Genomic DNA, 19,410 nt, shown 5'->3' with positions numbered 1-19,410 from the left:
ACCCCGAAGGGTTCGCTCGACTTGCATGTGTTAGGCACGCCGCCAGCGTTCATCCTGAGCCAGGATCAAACTCTCAAATAAAAGTTGTCCATCGCTCAGTTAATCATTATCTGAATATCTGGCTTGGTTGTTTATTGTTTAATTCTTTAAAAAGAATTTTTATAATTAACCTACTGTTTAATTTTCAAAGTTCATTTAACAACTTCATTAGTTTAACAAGTTTTTTCTTTCTTGTCAACTCTTTTTTGTTATTTCGTTTGCCCTTTTCTTAAGGACAAGTAATACTATACCATCTCATTTTAATACCGTCAATACTTTTTTCAAACTTTTTTCATTTTATTTTGCAATTTTTTGTGTATAATAATTTTCACATTCTACAAATCTAGGATTTCCAACACTTACATTCTTTTTCTTTACTAACTTTCTTTTTCTATAAATTTTATTATAATCATTTATAACTTCACTATTTATATAAATCATAACTTGTAAAACTAAAATCATTATAGAAATTAAACACATCCAGTTTATTAAATTTTTCATTTAATTACCTCCAATATTTTTATTTATTATAGATTTCTATTTTTTATTCATACTTCCTCTCTTTGTTTTTCCCCATACATTTTGGTTTTATATTTTTATTTATCACCTTACCCCAACATTTAATTTTAGACTACATATTTTTATATCATTATTATAATTTTAATGTTGAATTAATAATAAAAAAACCTTCCTGATTTTAAAATCAGAAAGGTTTTTATTTATATTATTCTTCTATTTCATCATTAGAAGTTTCTTTTATAGGTTTCATTGTAGGGAATAATATAACATCTCTTATAGATGGAGAGTTAGTTAATAACATCATAACTCTGTCTATACCGATTCCTAGACCACCTGTTGGTGGTAAACCTACCTCTAAGGCATTTACGAAGTCCTCATCCATATCACAAGCTTCGTCGTCTCCTAATTCTTTCTTTCTTAATTGATCCATAAATCTTTCTTTTTGATCTATCGGGTCATTAAGTTCTGAGAAAGCATTTGCTAATTCCCATTTATTTGCGAAAGCTTCAAATCTGTCAGTTCTTCTTGGATCTTCCACATTTCTCTTAGCTAATGGAGATACTTCAACTGGATGATGAGTTATAAATGTAGGTTGGATTAATTTATCTTCACCAAACTCTTCAAATAAAGCATTTATAACTTCTCCTCTTCTCATTCCAGGAGTTATTTCTATACCTTTTTCCTTAGCTACAGCTAAAGCTTCTTCATCTGTGTTAATAGTAGAGAAATCCACTCCAGCATATTCCTTAACACATTCTTCCATAGTCATTCTTCTCCATGGAGGAGTAAAGTCTATTTCAGTTCCTTGATAGTTTATCTTCATGCTTCCAGTAGCAGCTTCTGCCATGTAAGCTATCATATTTTCTGCTATTTCCATCATATCAGTATAATCTGCATATGCTTGATATAATTCTACAGCTGTGTATTCTGGGTTATGCTTTATAGACATACCTTCATTTCTAAACATTCTACCCATTTCATAAACTTTATCAAACCCACCTACTATAAGTCTCTTTAAATATAGCTCATTAGCTATTCTTAAGTACATAGGTATGTCTAAAGTATTATGGTGAGTTATAAATGGTCTAGCATTAGCTCCACCAGCTATAGTATTTAATATAGGAGTCTCAACTTCTAAGAATCCTCTTTCGTCTAAGTAAGATCTTAAAGCCTTCATAGCTTTAGTTCTTGTAACGAAAGCATTTTTAACTTCTGGATTAACTATTAAATCAACATATCTTTGTCTATATCTTAAATCTTGATCTTTTAGTCCATGATACTTTTCTGGAAGTACTTGAAGAGATTTTGTTAATAATTTTACATCATTAGCTTTTATAGATATCTCTTCTTTTTTAGTTTTGAATACTTCACCTTCAACACCTATTATGTCACCTATATCATATGTAGAAAAGACAGCATACTCTTCTTCACCTATTCTATCTAATCTTACATAACATTGGATTCTACCTTCTTGGTCTTGTATATCTATAAATCCAGCTTTACCTTGGATTCTTTTACTCATTATACGTCCAGCTAATTTTACAACTTTTCCTTCAAAAGCTTCAAAATTATCTTTTATATCTGTAGAGTAATTAGTTCTATCATATCTACTTACATGGAATGGATTTCTTCCCATCTCTTGTAACTTAGCTAATTTATCTCTTCTTACTTTAAGTACTTCAGTAAGTTCTTCTTTTGCTTGATCATTAGCATGTTGTTGATCATTGTTCATTTGTATACCTCCAGATTATCTTCTTATTTCTAATATCTCGAACTTAGCAATCCCGTCAGGAACTTGAACATCTACTATTTCGCCTTTTGCTCTACCTAAAAGAGCTTTCCCTACAGGTGATTCATTAGATATTTTACCTTCATATGGATCAGCTTCAGCAGAACCAACTATTGTATATTCTACCTCTTCTTCAAATTCCATATCATTAACTTTAACTATAGATCCTATAGTTACTATATTTGAATCTATTTTAGATTCATCTATTATAACTGCTTTTCTTAGCATGTTTTCAAGCTTTATTATTCTTTCTTCAACTTGAGCTTGTTCATTTTTAGCTTCATCATACTCAGCATTTTCTGATATATCTCCAAAAGATATAGCTATCTTTATTCTTTCAGCAACTTCTCTTCTTCTAACTGACTTTAGGTACTCTACCTCGTCCTCTAACTTTTGGTAACCTTCTTGAGTTAATAATATTTCCTTATTATCTTCCATAACCCCTACAACTCCTTCTCTTTGATTATTATTTAATTTAAACAAAATTTATTTTATATCTTAAGCATTTATGCGCTATATTATAAATTACTATCACCCTTATGTCAAGGAGTGGTCCAGGTAGTCACTTAGCTTGTTTACTACTTCTTCACAGCTTTCTATCTTGTTAATTTCATCTCTTAATCTAGCTGATCCTCTAAGCCCTTTTAGGTACCATGCAATATGCTTTCTCATCTCTCTTACAGCAACATATTCTCCATGTTCCTCTACTGCTAATTTTAAATGCTTTAAAGCTGTATTTATTCTTTCTTCACATGTAGGTTCTGGTAATATTTCTCCTGTTTTCATATAGTGATTTATTCTTTTAAATATCCACGGATTACCTTGAGCACCTCTACCTATCATTATTGCATCGCAATTAGTTTTATTTATCATATTTATAGCATCTTCTACTTCAAATACATCACCATTACCAATTACAGGTATATTTATATTTTTCTTTATTTCAGCTATTATATCCCAATCAGCTTTTCCTGAATAATATTGTTCTCTCGTTCTTCCATGTATAGCTAATGCACTTATACCTGATGCTTCTGCAATTTTTGCAATTTCAACAGCATTCACACTATTATCATCCCAGCCTTTTCTTATTTTTAAAGTAACAGGCTTTTTAGATTTTTTAACAACAGATTTTAATACTTCTTCAGCTAATTTAGGATTTTTCATAAGAGCGGATCCGTCTCCATTTTTTACAACTTTAGGAGCTGGACATCCCATATTTATATCCAATATTTCATTTGGATATTCATTTAATATTTCTGCTGCTCCTCCCATAAACTCTGGATCTGAACCAAAAATTTGAACAGCAACAGGATGTTCTTCATTCTCTATCTTTAACATTTTTTTAGTATTCTTATCATCATAGCAAAGAGCTTTTGCATTAATCATTTCTGTATATAACATACCACAATCTTGTTCTTTACATATTAATCTAAATGGTAAATCTGTTACTCCTGCCATAGGAGATAAAAATACCTTATTGTCTAGTGTAACATTTCCTATTTTCATATATAGTCTCCTCTTTTAAAGTTTTACTTATATCTATACCCATTTTCCTATAATATCTTATCATAAAAAAGGAACTGGATTTAATATCCAATTCCTTGTTACTATTCTTTATTTTTATCATAGATTATTCTTAATCCTTCTAAAGTTAAGAACTTATCTACACAATCTATACTATTAGTCTCAGATGCTATTAATGATGATAGTCCTCCTGTAGCGACTACTTTCACATCTTCATTGCCTAACTCTTCCTTCATCATCTTTACAATTTTATCTACTAAACCTACATATCCATATATTATCCCAGATTGCATAGCCGAAACTGTATTTTTACAAATCGTCATTCCAGGCTTTAAAAGTTCTACTCTAGGAAGTTTTGATGCTCTTTGGAATAAAGCTTCACTTGATATTTTTATACCAGGTGCTATCGTTCCTCCTAAATAGTCACCTTTTGCTGATATAGCACAAAAAGTTGTAGCTGTTCCAAAATCGATTATTATCATAGGTGCTTTATACTTCTCTATTGCAGCCACGGCATTTACTATTCTATCTGCCCCAACTTGCTTAGGATTATCATATTTAATATTTAATCCTGTTTTTATTCCAGGCCCAACTACTAATGGTTGTTTGTTGAAATATTTTATACAAAAATTCTCAAGAGAATGCATAACATTAGGTACAACTGATGATATTATTACATCTTTTATTGATTTTATGTCTACATTATCATATTGAAATAAATTATTTATCAACATTCCATATTCATCTGATGTTTTTGCTTTATCAGTACTAATTCTCCAATACTTTTTTAGTTCTTTTCCCTCATATATACCTAATACCATGTTGGTATTTCCAACGTCAAATACTAAAAGCATCTAATCTAACCTTCTTTCTATTTTTTGCTTTTCTTTAGTATAATTACAACTCCAGATACAACTAAAGCTCCAACAATAGCTTCAGGTATACCATTAGTAGCAGCAATTCCTAATATTACAGCTCCAGCTGTAGATGTATCTCCTCCTATAACTTCTACATATCTTTGTGCATACAGTAAATATACAAGCCCCAAAACTCCAAATGTATTTATAATTGAACCTAAAAAACCTGAGCATAAACCTGAAACAGAAAGATTTTTGGTTACTTTAAATACACTTTTATAAATATAATATGTAGCAATACCCATTAAAACTCTTGGAAGTATCGAAACTATCGGGTTCATAAACATAAAATTAGTTGGACTTGGCGTAGTTATGGCTCTCATGAAACTAGTTAGCCCAAATATTAATCCTAATATTCCCCCAACCATAGGCCCTTCAATTATAGATCCGATTATAACTGGTATATGCATTATAGTTGCATTAACAGGTCCGATCGGTATGAACCCTAGCGGCGTCATAGATAACATTATAGATATAGCTGATAACATACCTATTATAGCCATTTGCCTAACATTAATTTTTTTCTCTACTCCTACTTGTGTTTTCATTTCTAAAATACACCTCCGTTCCAGCTCTTAAAAGATGCCGGACTTTTCATTAAAATTTTTAGTTGTTATTTATCTATATCATAATCAGTCAGGCTCCTAATTTATAAGGATGCCAGCTGCAACAAAAACAATTTTATCAATAGGTAATAACATTGTCAATAATTCTTATTTTAAATTAATTTCATTGTATGAAGGTATATTATTAATTGATTTTGCATTTTTAATTGCATTTATTATACTCTTTTCAACTACTTCCGTAGCTAAAGAACCTAGTAATGTTATATCTGTTTCAATCTCACCAGTTGCTAGCGTAAATATAGTATCCCCATCATGTGGAGTATGTATCGGAAATATTGTTTTTGCAAATCCATTATGTGCCATCTGAGATACTTTTTTACAATGAGCTTTGTCCAACTTAGCATTAGTGGCCACAACACCTATAGTTGTATTATCAATATTAAATCCACCTTTGTTTACACCTTGTTTCATAAGGTCATAAGTATTTAAAAATCCATCTTTATTATCATTTAAAACTCCAGCTATTACTTTTCCTTCTTCATATACATCTCCAAAAGCATTTACAGCTATTAAAGCAGCTACAACCAATCCATTATCTAACTTAATAGAGTAACTTCCTATCCCACCTTTAGTACAATAATCACCACCTTTTATCTTCCCAACAGTGGCTCCACACCCTGCACCAAAATTACCTTGTTCAAGCTTTGTATAACTAGCTACCCTACAAGCTTCATATCCCATATCAATATCTGGTCTACATTTTGAATCTCCAACCCCTAAATCAAACAATACTGCACCAGTTACAATAGGTACCTTTGCAACTCCAACATCAAAGCCTATCCCATTTTCTTCTAAGTATTTACTTACACCACATGTAGCTTCTAATCCAAACGCAGAACCACCAGATAATACTACAGCATGCACTTTTTGAATCATGTTAATAGGATCTAACAAATCAGTTTCTCTTGTCCCAGGTGCTGAACCTCTAACATCAACACCACATACTGCACCTTCTTCACATATAATAACACTACACCCAGTTAGGCCTTCCATTTGCTGTACTTGTCCTACTTTAATCCCTTTTACATCTAAAATATTATTATACATATCCATTCTCCCCTCTTATAGATACTTCTCCAGATATAATCTCTTTTATATCTCCTTTTTCATCTTCTATAACTAAATTTCCATCTTGATTTATATCAATACATTTAACTTTTTCTTTTCTATTATTTTTTATAATATATATATTATGTCCTATAATTGCAGAGTATTTTCTACAAATATCTAAAGTTTTACTATTATCATTATGATATATATAATCTATATAATTTTTTTCAAATTCTAATATAAAACTTCTAATTATATCTACTCTAGATATATTGTAGCCTTCCTTTTGAATCGATGTCGCAATATTAACTATATCCTCAGAAAAATCTAATGTTTTAACATTTATCCCTATACCTAAAACTATATAATTTACTCTTTCAATTTCAGCTGATAGTTCTGTTAATATACCACATACTTTTTTTCCATTTATTATTACATCATTTGGCCATTTTACACTCGCATCTATCCCTAAATTATTAAGAGCTTTTACTATACTTGCTCCAGCGATTAATGTTATAAATGGCGCATCCATAGGAAGTATATCAGGTTTTAATATAATACTCATCCATATACCGTCATACTTTTTAGATTGCCATTGTCTTCCTATTCTACCTCTTCCATTTAATTGTTCTTCACTTATAATTATCGTTCCATTTTCTTTATCAACTGCAACACTTTTAGCATAATTATTTGTTGAATCTATAGAATCAAAATGAATTATATCTTTTCCAATAAATTCAGTTTTTATTTCATACATAATATTTTCTTTGCTAAGAATGTCATTAGGTATCTCTTTTAATCTGTAACCTTTTCTGTTTACAGATTCTATATCATAACCTTGTTCTTTTAAAGCTTTTATGTGCTTCCATACAGCAGTTCTAGAAATATCTAATCGTTTAGATATTTCTTCCCCTGATATAAACCCCAAATTATTATCTAGTAATATATTAATAATTTTTTCTCTCAACAATAACACCTCTGTCTTAATAATAATTAAACTAAAGGCTAGGGTAAACCCTAGCCTTTGATTTTTTATTAATCATTTATTTGATCATCATTTTGATCTTTATTTATATCTTTTGATAAATCTATTTTTTCCTCTTTTGTATCAACAACTTCTTCTGTTGTTGCATTTTCTGATTTAACATCTAAAGGTAACTCTTTATTAAATGCTTTTATAAATTGATCTGCGTCTAAAGTCTCATATATTAATAGAGCTTGAGCTACATACTCTAATCTATCCATATTATCTTGAAGTAATTTCTTAGTTTTCTTGTAAGCTACCTCAACTATATCTTTTACTTCACTATCTATTTCAAATGCAACTTCTTCAGAATAGTTTCTCTTATTTCCTATACTATTACCTAAGAATACTTCTTCTTCACTATCACCGAAAGTCATAGGACCTAACTTAGAACTCATTCCATACTTAGTAACCATTTGTCTAGCCGTAGCAGAAACTCTTTCTAAGTCATTTGAAGCTCCTGTAGATATATCATCTAAAGTTAATTCTTCTGCAACTCTACCACCAAGTAAAACAATTATATTTTCTTTCATTTCATTCTTAGTAGCATAGAACTTATCTTCTACTGGAAGTTGCATTGTAAATCCACCAGCTCTACCTCTTGGAACTATTGTTACTTGATGAACTGGACTTACATGTTCAAGTACATGAGCACAAACTGCATGCCCTGCTTCATGATAAGCTGTAAGTTTTCTTTCAGGTTCACTTATAACTCTAGATTTTTTAGCAACACCTGCTATTACCTTAGTTATAGCTTCTTCTATAGTTTCCATTTTTATTTTCTTTTCTCTTTTTCTAGCTGTAAGTATTGCAGCTTCATTCATTAAGTTTTCTATATCAGCTGGAGTAAATCCAGGAGTTCTTCTTGCTAATACATCAACCTTAACATCATCTTCTAATGGCTTATTCTTAGAATGAACTTTGAATATAGCCTCTCTACCTTTGACATCTGGAGCTCCTACAACTACCTGTCTGTCAAATCTACCTGGTCTTAAAAGTGCTGGGTCTAATATATCTGGTCTGTTTGTAGCAGCCATTATTATTATACCTTGGTTAACACCGAAACCATCCATCTCAACTAATAACTGGTTAAGAGTTTGCTCTCTTTCATCGTGTCCTCCACCAAGACCTGCTCCTCTTTTTCTACCAACTGCATCTATCTCGTCTATAAATATTATAGCTGGAGCATTCTTTTTAGCATCTTCAAATAAAGATCTAACTCTTGAAGCCCCTACCCCAACGAACATTTCAACGAAATCTGAACCACTTATACTAAAGAAAGGTACTCCCGCTTCTCCTGCAACTGCTCTTGATAAATATGTTTTCCCTGTCCCTGGAGGTCCAACCATTAATATACCTTTAGGAATTCTAGCTCCTAAATCTATATATTTCTTTGGATTTTTTAAGAAGTCAACAACTTCTTGTAAGTCTTCTTTTTCTTCATTAAGTCCAGCTACATCTTTAAATGTAACTCTTGTCTTTTCATCATCTTTATGAACTTTAGCTTTAGATTTCCCAAAGTTCATAACTTTTCCGCCTCCACCTTGAGACTGATTCATGAAAACAAACCATAATATTAATACAAAGAATAGCATGAATAATGATGGTAATATCTCAAAGAACCATGGTGTAGTTGGTTTTGGCGCTCCTGTTAACTGTAATTTACCTTCGTCAGCTTGCTTTAATAGCTCATTTGCAAGTTGTTGAGACTGAATTTCTTCTGGTATGTATGTTTTAAACTTTTTGTTAGTGCTCTTTATAGTTCCTTCTAGAACTGTGTCTTCTACAATCTTTATACTAGATATATTTTCTTTCATTAATTCTCTATAGACGCTTGAAAACTTCATTTCTTCTACTTTATCTGTAGAACTACCTGAGAACTGTACTATACCTACTATAATGATAAATATAAGTAGATAAAAACCTGCTCCCTTTAAAAATTTATTCAAAAGAAGCCCTCCTTTCGTAAGTTGTTTTAATTTATAGTTTCTTAAAGGTAATCTTTAAGACTTCTTTTGTATTTGCATTAATTTTATAATTTTCACTGATTTTATAATCTCCAACACAAACAACTTCATTATCATCCACCAATACAGGAATCTTACTTCTTTCTTCCCTTGGTATTTTTAAATCTATGAATAAATTCTTTAGCTTCTTACTTCCTCCAGTAAGCTTTATTTTATCCCCAGATTCTCTATTTCTTACAATTATCCCTCCTTTAAATTTATCTAAATCAAATCCTTTAGAGGATTTATCAACCTTCATACTTTTAAATCTTTCAATACTCATTACTTGAGTTTCTATAAATAGTCCTAATTCTTTTACTTTTATCATACCTTCTTTAGGAACTTTATAAGAAAACTCAATTTCTTCATAAGTTATTTCTTTATTAGTAAATAATATGCTATTGCTATTTCTATAAACAAATAAACCTCTAGGTAACACTAACTTTTTATTTACTTTACTATCATCTTCTAAATCTAGTATATCTTCTATGTGTTTTTGATCTACGAAATTAGTATCTCCTAAAATATACTTAATAGAATTTCTAATTATTCTAGTTTTTATTGCTTTATGCAAATTAATATATTTGTCTAATACAATTTCTATATTTTCATTATCACTTGATTTGGTTACCTCATTAAATTTATTTATACCCTCTTGTTCAATATAATCACTATCTAGCTTTAAATTATTACCCATTCTACATATAGATTCAACAACATTAGCATTAAAATTTTCTTGCATATATGGAATTAAATCTAATCTAATTTTATTTCTAGTATATATATTTTCTAAATTCGTGCTATCTATTCTTGGGTTTAAATTATATTCTTCACAATATTTTTCTATACTACTTCTTTCTATATCAAGAATAGGCCTTATTATAGTATCATCTCTTTTATATTCTATTCCTTTTAATCCCTGTAAACCTGTACCTCTCATAAGCCTCATAAGAATAGTCTCTGCTTGATCATTTAAATTATGCCCAATTGCAATTTTGTTTGATTTAGTTTTTTGTTTTATTTCATAAAACATTTCATATCTTAATTTTCTTGCACCTTCTTCAATTGATAAGCTATTTTCTTTACAGTATGCTGGAACATTTATTGATTTAACAAAAAGCTTAACTCCTAAGCTATCACATAAATTCGATATATACATTACATCTTTTTGAGCCTCTATACCCCTTATCTGGTGATTTAAATGAGCTGCATATATTGATATATCATACTCTTTTTCAAGCTGTTTTAGTACATGTAATAAACATACTGAATCAGGCCCTCCAGATAAACCTAATACAATTTTATCGCCTTTTTGTAATAAATTATATTTATTTATAGTACTTCGTACTCTATCTACTATCATAAACTATACCTCTTACACTTAGTTTTTTAACTCAAGTATACTTTCTATAAAAACTTCTCAAATCCTTGTATAAATTAATTTATTTTATAACCTCGTCAAGTAATATAATACCAAATAAATTAATCTAGGGATAGTTTTTTATATACATTTAATTTTAGTTATATAAAATTACTTTATCCTAAATATATTTTAAATAATATCATACAATAACAATATAAAATATAATTTTTAAAATTTATAAACAAGGAGCATCTAATATGAAAAAATTTATATCAACCTTAGTTATGTTGTCTATATTTATTTCATTCATGACAACCAACAGTTATTGTTTTCAAAGTCCTATACCTGAAAGTAAAGTAGCTTATATTACTTTTGATGATGGACCAAACAAATATACACCAAAAATATTAGATTTATTGAAAAAATATAACATGAAAGCAACATTTTTCTTATTAGAAGATCGAATTAATGCTTATCCTGAAATAGTAAAAAGAATTTTAAGTGAAGGTCATTCTATTGGCTTACATGGTCAAAGTCATGAAAAAACTGTTTTTTATGCTGATAATTCATCCGCTTTAAATGAAATGAATAGTACAAATCATACCCTAAAAGATTTAATAGGTTATAATATAAAGTTAGTTAGAGTTCCTTACGGAAGTAAGCCTCATTTAACTAAGATTCAGTATAATAGTCTAATAAACTATGGTTATAAAGTTTGGGATTGGAATATAGATAGTACAGATACTCATAAAGGTAGTACTACCTCTTCAATAGTATCAAACACTTTAAAAGAATTAAATAATTATAATACTCCTATTATACTGTTTCATGATAAACAAGTTACAGTAAATTCATTACCTTATATATTATCTCATCTTAAAGATAATAATTTTAATTGTAAACCTATAAATCAAGAGCAACCTCCTATGAATTGGTGGAATAAAGCTCTTTACTAACTTAAAATTAATAAAGTTTAAAAAGCTGACTAATAATAATTAAGTATATAGTCAGCTCTTTTTTAATTCTTTTTTTCAACTTCTATTCTTATTTTATTTACACCTTCAAATAATCCTACAATTTCCATATTATAATTTATATCTATATTTATCACTTTGTCTGTTTTTTCTACATTTAATTTAGTAGTATTTATCTTTATATTAAATAAGCCTTGAGGCGTTTTGTAGTTAGTAAAAGTTTCTTTTTCTAAAATAAATCTCATATTAGAGTTAACTACTCCAAATCTTTTTATTAAAATTTCTTTTTCTGATATCTTTATAGTGGTTGTAACATGAACTGATCCTTTTTCTAATTCTTCTTTATATACAATATATGTATCTCCATTTTTTTCATACATATTTCCTACTGATACAACCTCTATACAATCTTCATTACCTAAACTATCATATTGCTTTGTGTTCATAGATATGTTAACATCTATCATTTTTAACCTCCATAATAATATAAACTTTAGGGAATTAATCCTAAAGTTTATATATTTTTAATACTTTTGTATTTCAATCTGATTTATGTCCTCTATTTCTGTATTTAAAAACTCTCTTCCTATTGTTGCAAATCTTTCTGGTATATCAGACACATAATATTTGTAATAAGGTTGGTCTGAAGAACTTTCAGCCAATAAGTTATTTTGGGTTAATACATCTTTTAAATCTTTTGCTGTTTCTCTTGCTGGATTAACAAGTTTTATTTTCCCTTCAACAACTTTATTAATTGTATTTTTTAAAAGAGGATAATGAGTACATCCTAAAACTAAAGAATCTATATTTGATGCCTGTAATTCTTCTAAATATTTTTTAGCAGTTAATCTAGCTACTTCAGTATCTGCCCACCCTTCCTCAACTATTGGTACAAATAGTGGACATGCTTTACCTATGATTTTTATTTCACTATCTAACTTATTTATTTCCTTTTCATAAGCCTTAGAGTTTATAGTTCCTTCTGTTCCTATAACTCCCACTAATTTGTTTTTAGTTGTATATGCAGCTGTTCTAGCTCCAGCTTCGATAACTCCTATTATAGGAATATCATACTTTTCCTGAGCTAAAGTTAAAGTTCTTGCTGTAGCTGTATTACAAGCTATAACTATAGCCTTAACATTTTTAGATATTAAAAAATTTATAGCTTGAAAAGTGTATTTTATAACTGTTTCTTTAGATCTTGATCCATAAGGGACCCTTGCAGTATCTCCAAAATACACTATATTTTCGTTAGGCAATATACTAGTTATTTCTTTTAAAACTGTAAGCCCACCTAGTCCTGAGTCAAAAACTCCAATCGGATTATTATTCATATAATATACACCTTCTTTATTATTTACCTTCAATGGCTAATTGTATTAATTTGTCTATAAGGTCAGTATATTGAATTCCTGTAGCATCCCAAAGTTTTGGGTACATGCTTATATTAGTGAATCCTGGTAATGTATTTATTTCATTTATATATATTTCATCAGTTTCTTTATCTATAAAAAAGTCTACCCTAGAAAGTCCACTACCATCTATTCCTTTAAATGCATTTATTGCCATATTTCTTATACTTTCCATTGTTATTTCGTCTACTTTTGCTGGTATCTCTAGTTTAGAAGCTCCATTTACATATTTATCTTCATAGTCATAAAAATCTTTTGCAGGTATTATCTCTCCAGCTATAGATGCTTTTACATCATCATTCCCTAAAACAGCTACTTCTATTTCTCTAGCATTTATACCTTGTTCTAAAACTATTCTTGTATCATGCTTTAAGGCTTCATTTATACCTTTTAAAAGTTCTTCTCTATTACAAGCTTTAGATATTCCTACACTTGAACCCATATTAGCAGGCTTAACGAATATAGGATAGTTTAATTCACTTTCAATTTTATCTAATTCTTTTTCTTTGTTTAAATTAAATTCCCACTTATTCGTGTAAGTATAATTTACTTGTGGCAGTCCTATTTGTGAAAATACTTTTTTGCATATAAGCTTATCCATACCAACACTAGATGCTAAAACCCCACATCCAACATAAGGTATATTACTTATTTCAAATACCCCTTGTATCTTGCCATCTTCTCCATATGGTCCATGTAACACAGGGAATAAAACATCTATCTTTTTAAAACTTCCATCTTTAAACTCTAGACCAACTTTATAATTCCCATTAGGTATTAAATTTATTTTAACATCATTATCTGCTAAGTTTTCCCATTCTCCATTGGCCATATCTTCAGCCGAACCATTATAATAAATCCAATTTCCATCTTTTGTTATACCTATTGTATGAACATCGTATTTTTCTTTATTTATATGCTTAAATATAGATGAAGCTGAAACTCTAGAAACATCGTGTTCCCCAGATTTTCCACCGAAAATTAATGCTACACTTAATTTTTCCATCCTGCTCACCCTTCTATCTCACTTATATTTTTTTATAATTATATGCGTTTTTATTATCTAAGTGATTATTATAGTGCATTTGACAAAAAAAATAAAGGAGTATAAACTCCTTTATTTTTTAATATTTAATTATTTTGCAAATACATGATTACCTATTCTTTTATATGGATCTAACGTTTTTATCCAACTACAAGTTGCAATTTCTGGATTCCAAAAATATATAGCTCCACTAGTAGGATCACTTCCATATAAAGCTTCTCTAGCAGCCTTATAAGCACTGTCTGTAGGGTTTTTATATATTTCTCCATTATTTACTACTGAAAATGCGTTTTTTTGATATATAACATCTTTTATATTATTAGGAAATCTTGAGTCTAAAACTCTATTTATAACAACTGCAGCAACAGCAACTTGACCTTCGTAACTTTCACCTCTAGCTTCGCTAGATACCAATTTAGATAATAAATATAATTCATCATTTGTAATACTTATAACTTCTTTAGATTTCTTTTCAGATTCTTTATTATCTGCTATTTTTTCCTCATAATTTTTATAGTTTAATCTTATCTCATTTGCAGCAAATATGTTACTTAAGTTAATGTTGGCAAATAATAAAGTAAAAATTACTAAAAAAAGTTTGGCGTGGTATTTCATACTATATAATTCACTCCTTTTAAAATATTACTTATCATTTTTACTAAAAGATTCTAGTATCTCTAGTATTTTAAATTTAAATTTTTTATTAGTAGCTTTATCTGCATTTTTACCAGATATTAATTTATATTCTTCTTCAGTTAATACATTTTTTAACTTTTTATCTGTTTCTTTATCTATAACACCATTATTTTCATCTACAAAACATAGTGGTGGAAACATAACACACCACCAATTTTTACCTTCTCCATCTCCAATAATAATTCTTAAAGCTTTATATTCTCCAGCAGGCAAAACAATATTTGAGTATTGTTTTGCAGGAAATTTACTGTATTCAAGATTTACCTTTACTTCATAAGTATAACCATTTTTCGAAATAATATTTTTAGATATTCGTTTTATATTTTCACTCTCTGATAGTATTATCTTTTCACTTTCTTTTATACTGTTAGATTCTTTTAAAAGTGGTTGTAAATACTTTATCACTTCATCTCTAACTTTTAATTTTAGTTTTTGATCTTCTTCACTATCGCTATTTGCTAATACATGAAATCTTATTAATTTATTTTTATAATTACTTGAAACCTTCTCTACTTTAGTTACTTCCCCATATATATATACTGTACTTATTGTAAGTATAGATAATAATAACAAACTCAATCCAGCTATCCTTAATTTTAAATTTTTCATAATATATATCCCCCTAATATACTTTAATATCTTGATTATTTCCAAAATAAACAATTTTATTCCTCATCTATATAAATAAAAAAGAGACTGTTAAATTTAACAGTCTCTTTTTTATTTATAAGTCTTTATTATTTATAGCTTTTTCTATTATAAAGTGTTCTGCTTTTTCTATATGTTCTATTGCATATTTTTTAGCATCTTCATTATTTCCAGAAATTATTGCTTCTAATATATTATTGTGCTCAATAACAAGATTATACGATGTATCAAAATCTGATATATAAGTAGCTCTAAATCTATGAACTTGTTCCCAAAGTGAATTTATAATTTGGCTTAACTTTTTATTTTTAGTAGCATTGAATATAAACTCATGAAACTCTACATCTTTTTTAAGAAGTATATCTATATCATCTTTATTTTCTATACTTTTTTTAAAATCCTCAGCTATTTCCCTTAATTTCTTGGCATCATCTTCATGTATTCTTTCTGCCGCTAAATATGCAGCTAATCCCTCTAAACTTGATCTAATTTCTAATACATCAATAATATCTTTTAATGACATATTAGCTACATAAGCCCCTTTTCTAGGTAACATAACTACTAGACCTTCTAGTTCTAATTTTCTTATAGCTTCTCTTATAGGTGTTCTACTAACCCCTAATTGTTCTGCTAATTGAACTTCCATAAGTCTTTGCCCTGGTTTTAAATGCCCTTCTAAAATAGCTTCCCTTAAATTTTCGAAAACTACATCTCGCAGGGGTTTGTAATTATCTAGATTTAACTTTGTTAAACTATCCATAAATTTCAACTCCTTTATTGCTACTATTAACTAAATATACTTGATTATAGTTTATTAGTAACTCTTCTTTGGCCTTTATTGCATATTCTTTATTGTCAAATAACCCAAAAACTGTGGGGCCACTTCCACTCATCATAGATCCTAATGCTTTATTTTTCATCATAACAGATTCTATTTGCTTTATTTCTTTATACTTTGAAGCTGTAACTTCTTCTAAAACATTAACCATATTTTCACATACATATTTTATATCATCATTTTTTAAACTCTCTATAAGCTTTTTATTTTTTGGTCTCTTTTGAACTTTATTCATATCTAAAGATTGATATACTTCTTTAGTTGATACAAAAATATCAGGCTTACATACTAATATATTTACATTTTCACTTAAACCATGTATGTTAGTCAATTCTTCCCCTATACCTTGCGCTAATGCACTTCCTCCTGTTATACAAAACGGCACATCTGCTCCTAATTGTAAACCGATTTCTTTTAGCTGACTTTCACTTAACCCTAAATTCCAAACCTTGTTTAATCCTACTAAAACTGCAGCTGCATTAGAACTTCCTCCAGCCATTCCTGCTGCTACAGGTATATTTTTTTGTATATAAATCTCTACTCCATCTTTTATATTAAATCTCTTTTTTAAGATATCAGCAGCTTTATAAACAATATTATTTTGATTTAAAGGTATATCCTTGCTATTGCTTTTTATTTTTATAAAGTCACCGTCTATTTTAGTAATTTTCAAATTATCATATAAATCTATGGTTTGCATTATCATATCAACTATATGATATCCATCATCCCTTTTCCCAAGTACATCTATTGATAGGTTTATTTTAGCTCTGCTTTTTAAATCTATAGAGTTCATTATTACCTCCTTACTTATGCTAAAACGGTCATAAATATTTACAGTATACATTATACTACAAAAAATAAAATAATAGGGAATTATAATTCCCTATTATTTTATTTTGCATATATTTTTTTATTCTACATTAACCTTTTTCTCTATTATCAGGCATTGACCTGTAAGCAACTCATCATCCGGTTTTATTTCATTAACTTCAGCTATATCATCTATTGTAGTATTATATTTTTTAGCTATGTTCCATAACTTATCTCCATCTTTAGCAATATAAAGAGTTATACTTGGTCTTTGAGATAAATCTACAGGACCTTGATCTTCCCCTTTTATTATAAAACTATCTTTCTTTTTATCTAATACTTCACAATATCTTCTAACTTTTACTGTTACATCAATTTGATCTCTATTTAAATCAAATTCTACTCTATCTATAGTTACATTATTAAATGCATTTGTAGTATCTTTTATATTTCCAATTTCTATATCATGAGTAAATGGAATTTCCTCTGTTATTTTATATACTGGTCTTAAGCCTTCTACCGGAGTATATAAAACATCTACACGAACTACACCTTCTATTATATTCTTATCTCCTTCAAAGAAGGAATTTTCTACTATTATATTTGAATCAACACTTACTACATCTTTTATTTGTATATCGTCACTATTGCTTTTTATTGTATCTCTTATATTAAAAAATTCACTTCCACTATTTACAACTTTATTAAGTTCTACATTTCTACTTTCAAATTTTAAAGTTCTATCAGGTGAATATGCATCCTGTAAAACTTCTCTAGTAACATCCTCCGAAACTTTAACTTTTGCTCTAGCTGTACAATCAACTTCTAAAGTTCCAGTATTATTTTCTTCATTTCTTTTAAATACATAGTTTAAATCTACTATATCTACTATAGCTTCTTCTTTCATGCCTTCAGATACGCCTGGTACTTCTATAAATTGAGTAAAATCTAATCCAACTCTATCTAATTCAACTAATTCTCCTTCATAAGTATAAGCTACAGGGTTTAAATCTAAAACTCCACCTACTATAACTTTATTATCAGATACCCTAGTTTCCTTTAATTTTATTCTAGGTCCTATTGAAACTATATTAGCTATGTCCTCTGTACTTATATTTATAGTATCTTTTATAACACTTTCTGACTTTTCTATGCCAACTATATCTTCATATTGAACTTCTTTTCTATGCTTTTGAACATTCTCTATTTGAGAAACATCTTTTATTATATCTATAGTATTTTTTTCAAATAAACTACCTCTTATATTTAAAAGTGCTCCTACTCTTATCTTTCTTTCATTTATCACTGTGCAATCTATATGTTCTACATCATAAAAAAGCATATTTTCCATGTCTGCAACTATATTATCTTTTTCTACTACTTCATTTATCTCTATTCTTCCCTCTACATTTGATACAGTATTTTTATCTTCTGTTAAATAAATTACATTGTAATTGAAGTTTCCTCTAAATACTATCTTTCCATCTAATACTTCTTGCTTCTTTAAAGCTATGTACCCTTCAGTTTTTATAATTTCATATACATCATCTTTCTTATCTGACACAACAGCTTCTGTTTCTATAAAAGTTTGAAATCTCCCAAAATCTATCCTGTTGTCAACTTGTAATATATCCTTTATTAGATTCATACGTTACCCCTCCTAAATTAAATATAAATATCACACTATATTTATATTTAGGAAACAAAAAAAAAATTACACCTATTTTTAATAGGCATAATTTTTTAGCTTACATTTAATTTATTTGTTTCTTTAATTACTTTCAATTTAACATTATCAGTCAATAAATCTGAATAACTATATGACACTCTAGAGTATCCATTATCCTCATCATCTAACTTAACAACAAATATACTTGGATATACTTTTTCTAATATACCTCTTTTAGTAACTATTTGCTTTCTTCCTTTGTTTGCTTTTAATACAATTTTTTTTCCCAGGTGCTTCTCTAAAGTCTGTCTTATTTTATTCAAAGTTTGAACAGTGGCCATTATATCACCTTCTTTAACATTATATGTTCACATAATGATATACTACCACACTTAACCTTTTTTGTCAAACCAAACTAATTATTTTATATATTTTTTAGTAAAAAGTCAATACTGTTT

20 protein-coding genes and 1 rRNA gene are annotated in these 19,410 nt (G+C 28.6%); 1 reads left to right on the top strand and 20 read right to left on the bottom strand.

Annotated features, from left to right (window positions below):
* From ABFX13_RS10590 to tilS, 11 genes are all read right to left on the bottom strand, one after another.
* Positions 1-81 (bottom strand): 16S ribosomal RNA (locus ABFX13_RS10590); the annotation flags it as partial.
* A 255-nt stretch (positions 82-336) separates the two neighbouring features.
* Positions 337-540: a hypothetical protein gene (locus ABFX13_RS10585; protein WP_147547508.1), complete on the bottom strand. Its 204-nt coding sequence runs from the start codon at positions 538-540 to the stop codon at positions 337-339.
* Positions 541-763: 223 nt separating this feature from the next.
* Positions 764-2,290, bottom strand: coding sequence for a lysine--tRNA ligase (gene lysS / locus ABFX13_RS10580; RefSeq protein ID WP_346045736.1), 1,527 nt, complete (start codon positions 2,288-2,290; stop codon positions 764-766).
* A gap of 15 nt (positions 2,291-2,305) precedes the next feature.
* Positions 2,306-2,785 (bottom strand): transcription elongation factor GreA, encoded by a 480-nt coding sequence (gene greA / locus ABFX13_RS10575; RefSeq protein WP_187006633.1) that lies wholly within the window; start codon positions 2,783-2,785, stop codon positions 2,306-2,308.
* Positions 2,786-2,884: 99 nt separating this feature from the next.
* On the bottom strand, positions 2,885-3,853 hold the full coding sequence (gene dusB / locus ABFX13_RS10570) for a tRNA dihydrouridine synthase DusB (RefSeq protein WP_187006634.1): 969 nt from the start codon (positions 3,851-3,853) through the stop codon (positions 2,885-2,887).
* 101 nt (positions 3,854-3,954) lie between these two features.
* Positions 3,955-4,725: a type III pantothenate kinase gene (locus ABFX13_RS10565; protein WP_147547517.1), complete on the bottom strand. Its 771-nt coding sequence runs from the start codon at positions 4,723-4,725 to the stop codon at positions 3,955-3,957.
* Between the two features lie 17 nt (positions 4,726-4,742).
* Positions 4,743-5,336: an ECF transporter S component gene (locus ABFX13_RS10560; RefSeq protein ID WP_346045731.1), complete on the bottom strand. Its 594-nt coding sequence runs from the start codon at positions 5,334-5,336 to the stop codon at positions 4,743-4,745.
* A gap of 165 nt (positions 5,337-5,501) precedes the next feature.
* Entirely contained in the window at positions 5,502-6,461 is a 960-nt protein-coding gene (locus ABFX13_RS10555) for a P1 family peptidase (protein WP_346045729.1), read from the bottom strand.
* Positions 6,454-7,440 carry a biotin--[acetyl-CoA-carboxylase] ligase gene (locus ABFX13_RS10550; protein ID WP_346045727.1) on the bottom strand — a complete coding sequence of 329 codons (987 nt, stop codon included), beginning with the start codon at positions 7,438-7,440 and terminating at the stop codon, positions 6,454-6,456. The genes ABFX13_RS10555 and ABFX13_RS10550 overlap by 8 nt, the downstream gene beginning before the upstream one ends.
* A gap of 59 nt (positions 7,441-7,499) precedes the next feature.
* Positions 7,500-9,437, bottom strand: a complete 1,938-nt coding sequence (gene ftsH, locus ABFX13_RS10545; RefSeq protein WP_346045725.1) for an ATP-dependent zinc metalloprotease FtsH — start codon at positions 9,435-9,437, stop codon at positions 7,500-7,502.
* Positions 9,438-9,468: 31 nt separating this feature from the next.
* A complete protein-coding gene (tilS, locus tag ABFX13_RS10540; protein WP_346045720.1) occupies positions 9,469-10,857 on the bottom strand; it encodes a tRNA lysidine(34) synthetase TilS in 1,389 nt (462 codons plus the stop codon).
* Positions 10,858-11,114: 257 nt separating this feature from the next.
* Here tilS and ABFX13_RS10535 point away from each other — a divergent pair, with 257 nt between their 5' ends.
* Entirely contained in the window at positions 11,115-11,813 is a 699-nt protein-coding gene (locus ABFX13_RS10535) for a polysaccharide deacetylase family protein (protein ID WP_346045718.1), read from the top strand.
* A 62-nt stretch (positions 11,814-11,875) separates the two neighbouring features.
* Here ABFX13_RS10535 and ABFX13_RS10530 read toward each other — a convergent pair whose 3' ends face one another.
* From ABFX13_RS10530 to ABFX13_RS10490, 9 genes are all read right to left on the bottom strand, one after another.
* Complete coding sequence (locus ABFX13_RS10530; protein ID WP_346045716.1) at positions 11,876-12,298, bottom strand: YwiB family protein; 423 nt, start codon at positions 12,296-12,298, stop codon at positions 11,876-11,878.
* Positions 12,299-12,355: 57 nt separating this feature from the next.
* Entirely contained in the window at positions 12,356-13,165 is an 810-nt protein-coding gene (gene murI / locus ABFX13_RS10525; protein WP_346045714.1) for a glutamate racemase, read from the bottom strand.
* Positions 13,166-13,184: 19 nt separating this feature from the next.
* The gene (locus ABFX13_RS10520; RefSeq protein WP_346045712.1) at positions 13,185-14,249 is read right to left on the bottom strand and encodes a D-alanine--D-alanine ligase; all 1,065 of its coding nucleotides are present in this window, start codon (positions 14,247-14,249) and stop codon (positions 13,185-13,187) included.
* 129 nt (positions 14,250-14,378) lie between these two features.
* On the bottom strand, positions 14,379-14,903 hold the full coding sequence (locus ABFX13_RS10515; protein ID WP_346045710.1) for a cell wall hydrolase: 525 nt from the start codon (positions 14,901-14,903) through the stop codon (positions 14,379-14,381).
* A 27-nt stretch (positions 14,904-14,930) separates the two neighbouring features.
* Positions 14,931-15,593: a stage II sporulation protein R gene (gene spoIIR, locus ABFX13_RS10510; protein WP_346045703.1), complete on the bottom strand. Its 663-nt coding sequence runs from the start codon at positions 15,591-15,593 to the stop codon at positions 14,931-14,933.
* Between the two features lie 115 nt (positions 15,594-15,708).
* Positions 15,709-16,392, bottom strand: a complete 684-nt coding sequence (locus tag ABFX13_RS10505; protein ID WP_346045701.1) for a GntR family transcriptional regulator — start codon at positions 16,390-16,392, stop codon at positions 15,709-15,711.
* Positions 16,385-17,266: a 4-(cytidine 5'-diphospho)-2-C-methyl-D-erythritol kinase gene (gene ispE, locus ABFX13_RS10500; RefSeq protein WP_346045699.1), complete on the bottom strand. Its 882-nt coding sequence runs from the start codon at positions 17,264-17,266 to the stop codon at positions 16,385-16,387. Before ispE ends, ABFX13_RS10505 begins: the two co-directional genes overlap by 8 nt.
* A gap of 117 nt (positions 17,267-17,383) precedes the next feature.
* Entirely contained in the window at positions 17,384-18,931 is a 1,548-nt protein-coding gene (locus ABFX13_RS10495) for a DUF3794 and LysM peptidoglycan-binding domain-containing protein (RefSeq protein ID WP_346045697.1), read from the bottom strand.
* A gap of 95 nt (positions 18,932-19,026) precedes the next feature.
* The gene (locus ABFX13_RS10490; protein ID WP_147547546.1) at positions 19,027-19,293 is read right to left on the bottom strand and encodes a Veg family protein; all 267 of its coding nucleotides are present in this window, start codon (positions 19,291-19,293) and stop codon (positions 19,027-19,029) included.
* Between the last annotated feature and the right edge of the window lie 117 nt (positions 19,294-19,410).

Origin of the sequence: Paraclostridium tenue, assembly GCF_039521565.1 — a bacterium.
In the GTDB taxonomy this organism is placed as follows: Bacteria; Bacillota; Clostridia; order Peptostreptococcales; family Peptostreptococcaceae; genus Paraclostridium; species Paraclostridium tenue.
Note: the sequence above shows the minus strand (reverse complement) of the source record. Positions and strands in the feature narration are given on the sequence as shown.

Coding starts and splice junctions, on each gene's coding strand:
- ABFX13_RS10530 (WP_346045716.1), bottom strand. CDS start 12,298: ATGATAGATGTTAACATATCTATGAACACAAAGCAATATGATAGTTTA.
- ABFX13_RS10535 (WP_346045718.1), top strand. CDS start 11,115: ATGAAAAAATTTATATCAACCTTAGTTATGTTGTCTATATTTATTTCA.
- ABFX13_RS10505 (WP_346045701.1), bottom strand. CDS start 16,392: ATGGATAGTTTAACAAAGTTAAATCTAGATAATTACAAACCCCTGCGA.
- ABFX13_RS10515 (WP_346045710.1), bottom strand. CDS start 14,903: ATGAAATACCACGCCAAACTTTTTTTAGTAATTTTTACTTTATTATTT.
- ABFX13_RS10520 (WP_346045712.1), bottom strand. CDS start 14,249: ATGGAAAAATTAAGTGTAGCATTAATTTTCGGTGGAAAATCTGGGGAA.
- murI (WP_346045714.1), bottom strand. CDS start 13,165: ATGAATAATAATCCGATTGGAGTTTTTGACTCAGGACTAGGTGGGCTT.
- ispE (WP_346045699.1), bottom strand. CDS start 17,266: ATGAACTCTATAGATTTAAAAAGCAGAGCTAAAATAAACCTATCAATA.
- dusB (WP_187006634.1), bottom strand. CDS start 3,853: ATGAAAATAGGAAATGTTACACTAGACAATAAGGTATTTTTATCTCCT.
- tilS (WP_346045720.1), bottom strand. CDS start 10,857: ATGATAGTAGATAGAGTACGAAGTACTATAAATAAATATAATTTATTA.
- ABFX13_RS10565 (WP_147547517.1), bottom strand. CDS start 4,725: ATGCTTTTAGTATTTGACGTTGGAAATACCAACATGGTATTAGGTATA.
- ABFX13_RS10560 (WP_346045731.1), bottom strand. CDS start 5,336: ATGAAAACACAAGTAGGAGTAGAGAAAAAAATTAATGTTAGGCAAATG.
- lysS (WP_346045736.1), bottom strand. CDS start 2,290: ATGAACAATGATCAACAACATGCTAATGATCAAGCAAAAGAAGAACTT.
- ABFX13_RS10555 (WP_346045729.1), bottom strand. CDS start 6,461: ATGTATAATAATATTTTAGATGTAAAAGGGATTAAAGTAGGACAAGTA.
- spoIIR (WP_346045703.1), bottom strand. CDS start 15,593: ATGAAAAATTTAAAATTAAGGATAGCTGGATTGAGTTTGTTATTATTA.
- ABFX13_RS10585 (WP_147547508.1), bottom strand. CDS start 540: ATGAAAAATTTAATAAACTGGATGTGTTTAATTTCTATAATGATTTTA.
- ABFX13_RS10490 (WP_147547546.1), bottom strand. CDS start 19,293: ATGGCCACTGTTCAAACTTTGAATAAAATAAGACAGACTTTAGAGAAG.
- ABFX13_RS10495 (WP_346045697.1), bottom strand. CDS start 18,931: ATGAATCTAATAAAGGATATATTACAAGTTGACAACAGGATAGATTTT.
- greA (WP_187006633.1), bottom strand. CDS start 2,785: ATGGAAGATAATAAGGAAATATTATTAACTCAAGAAGGTTACCAAAAG.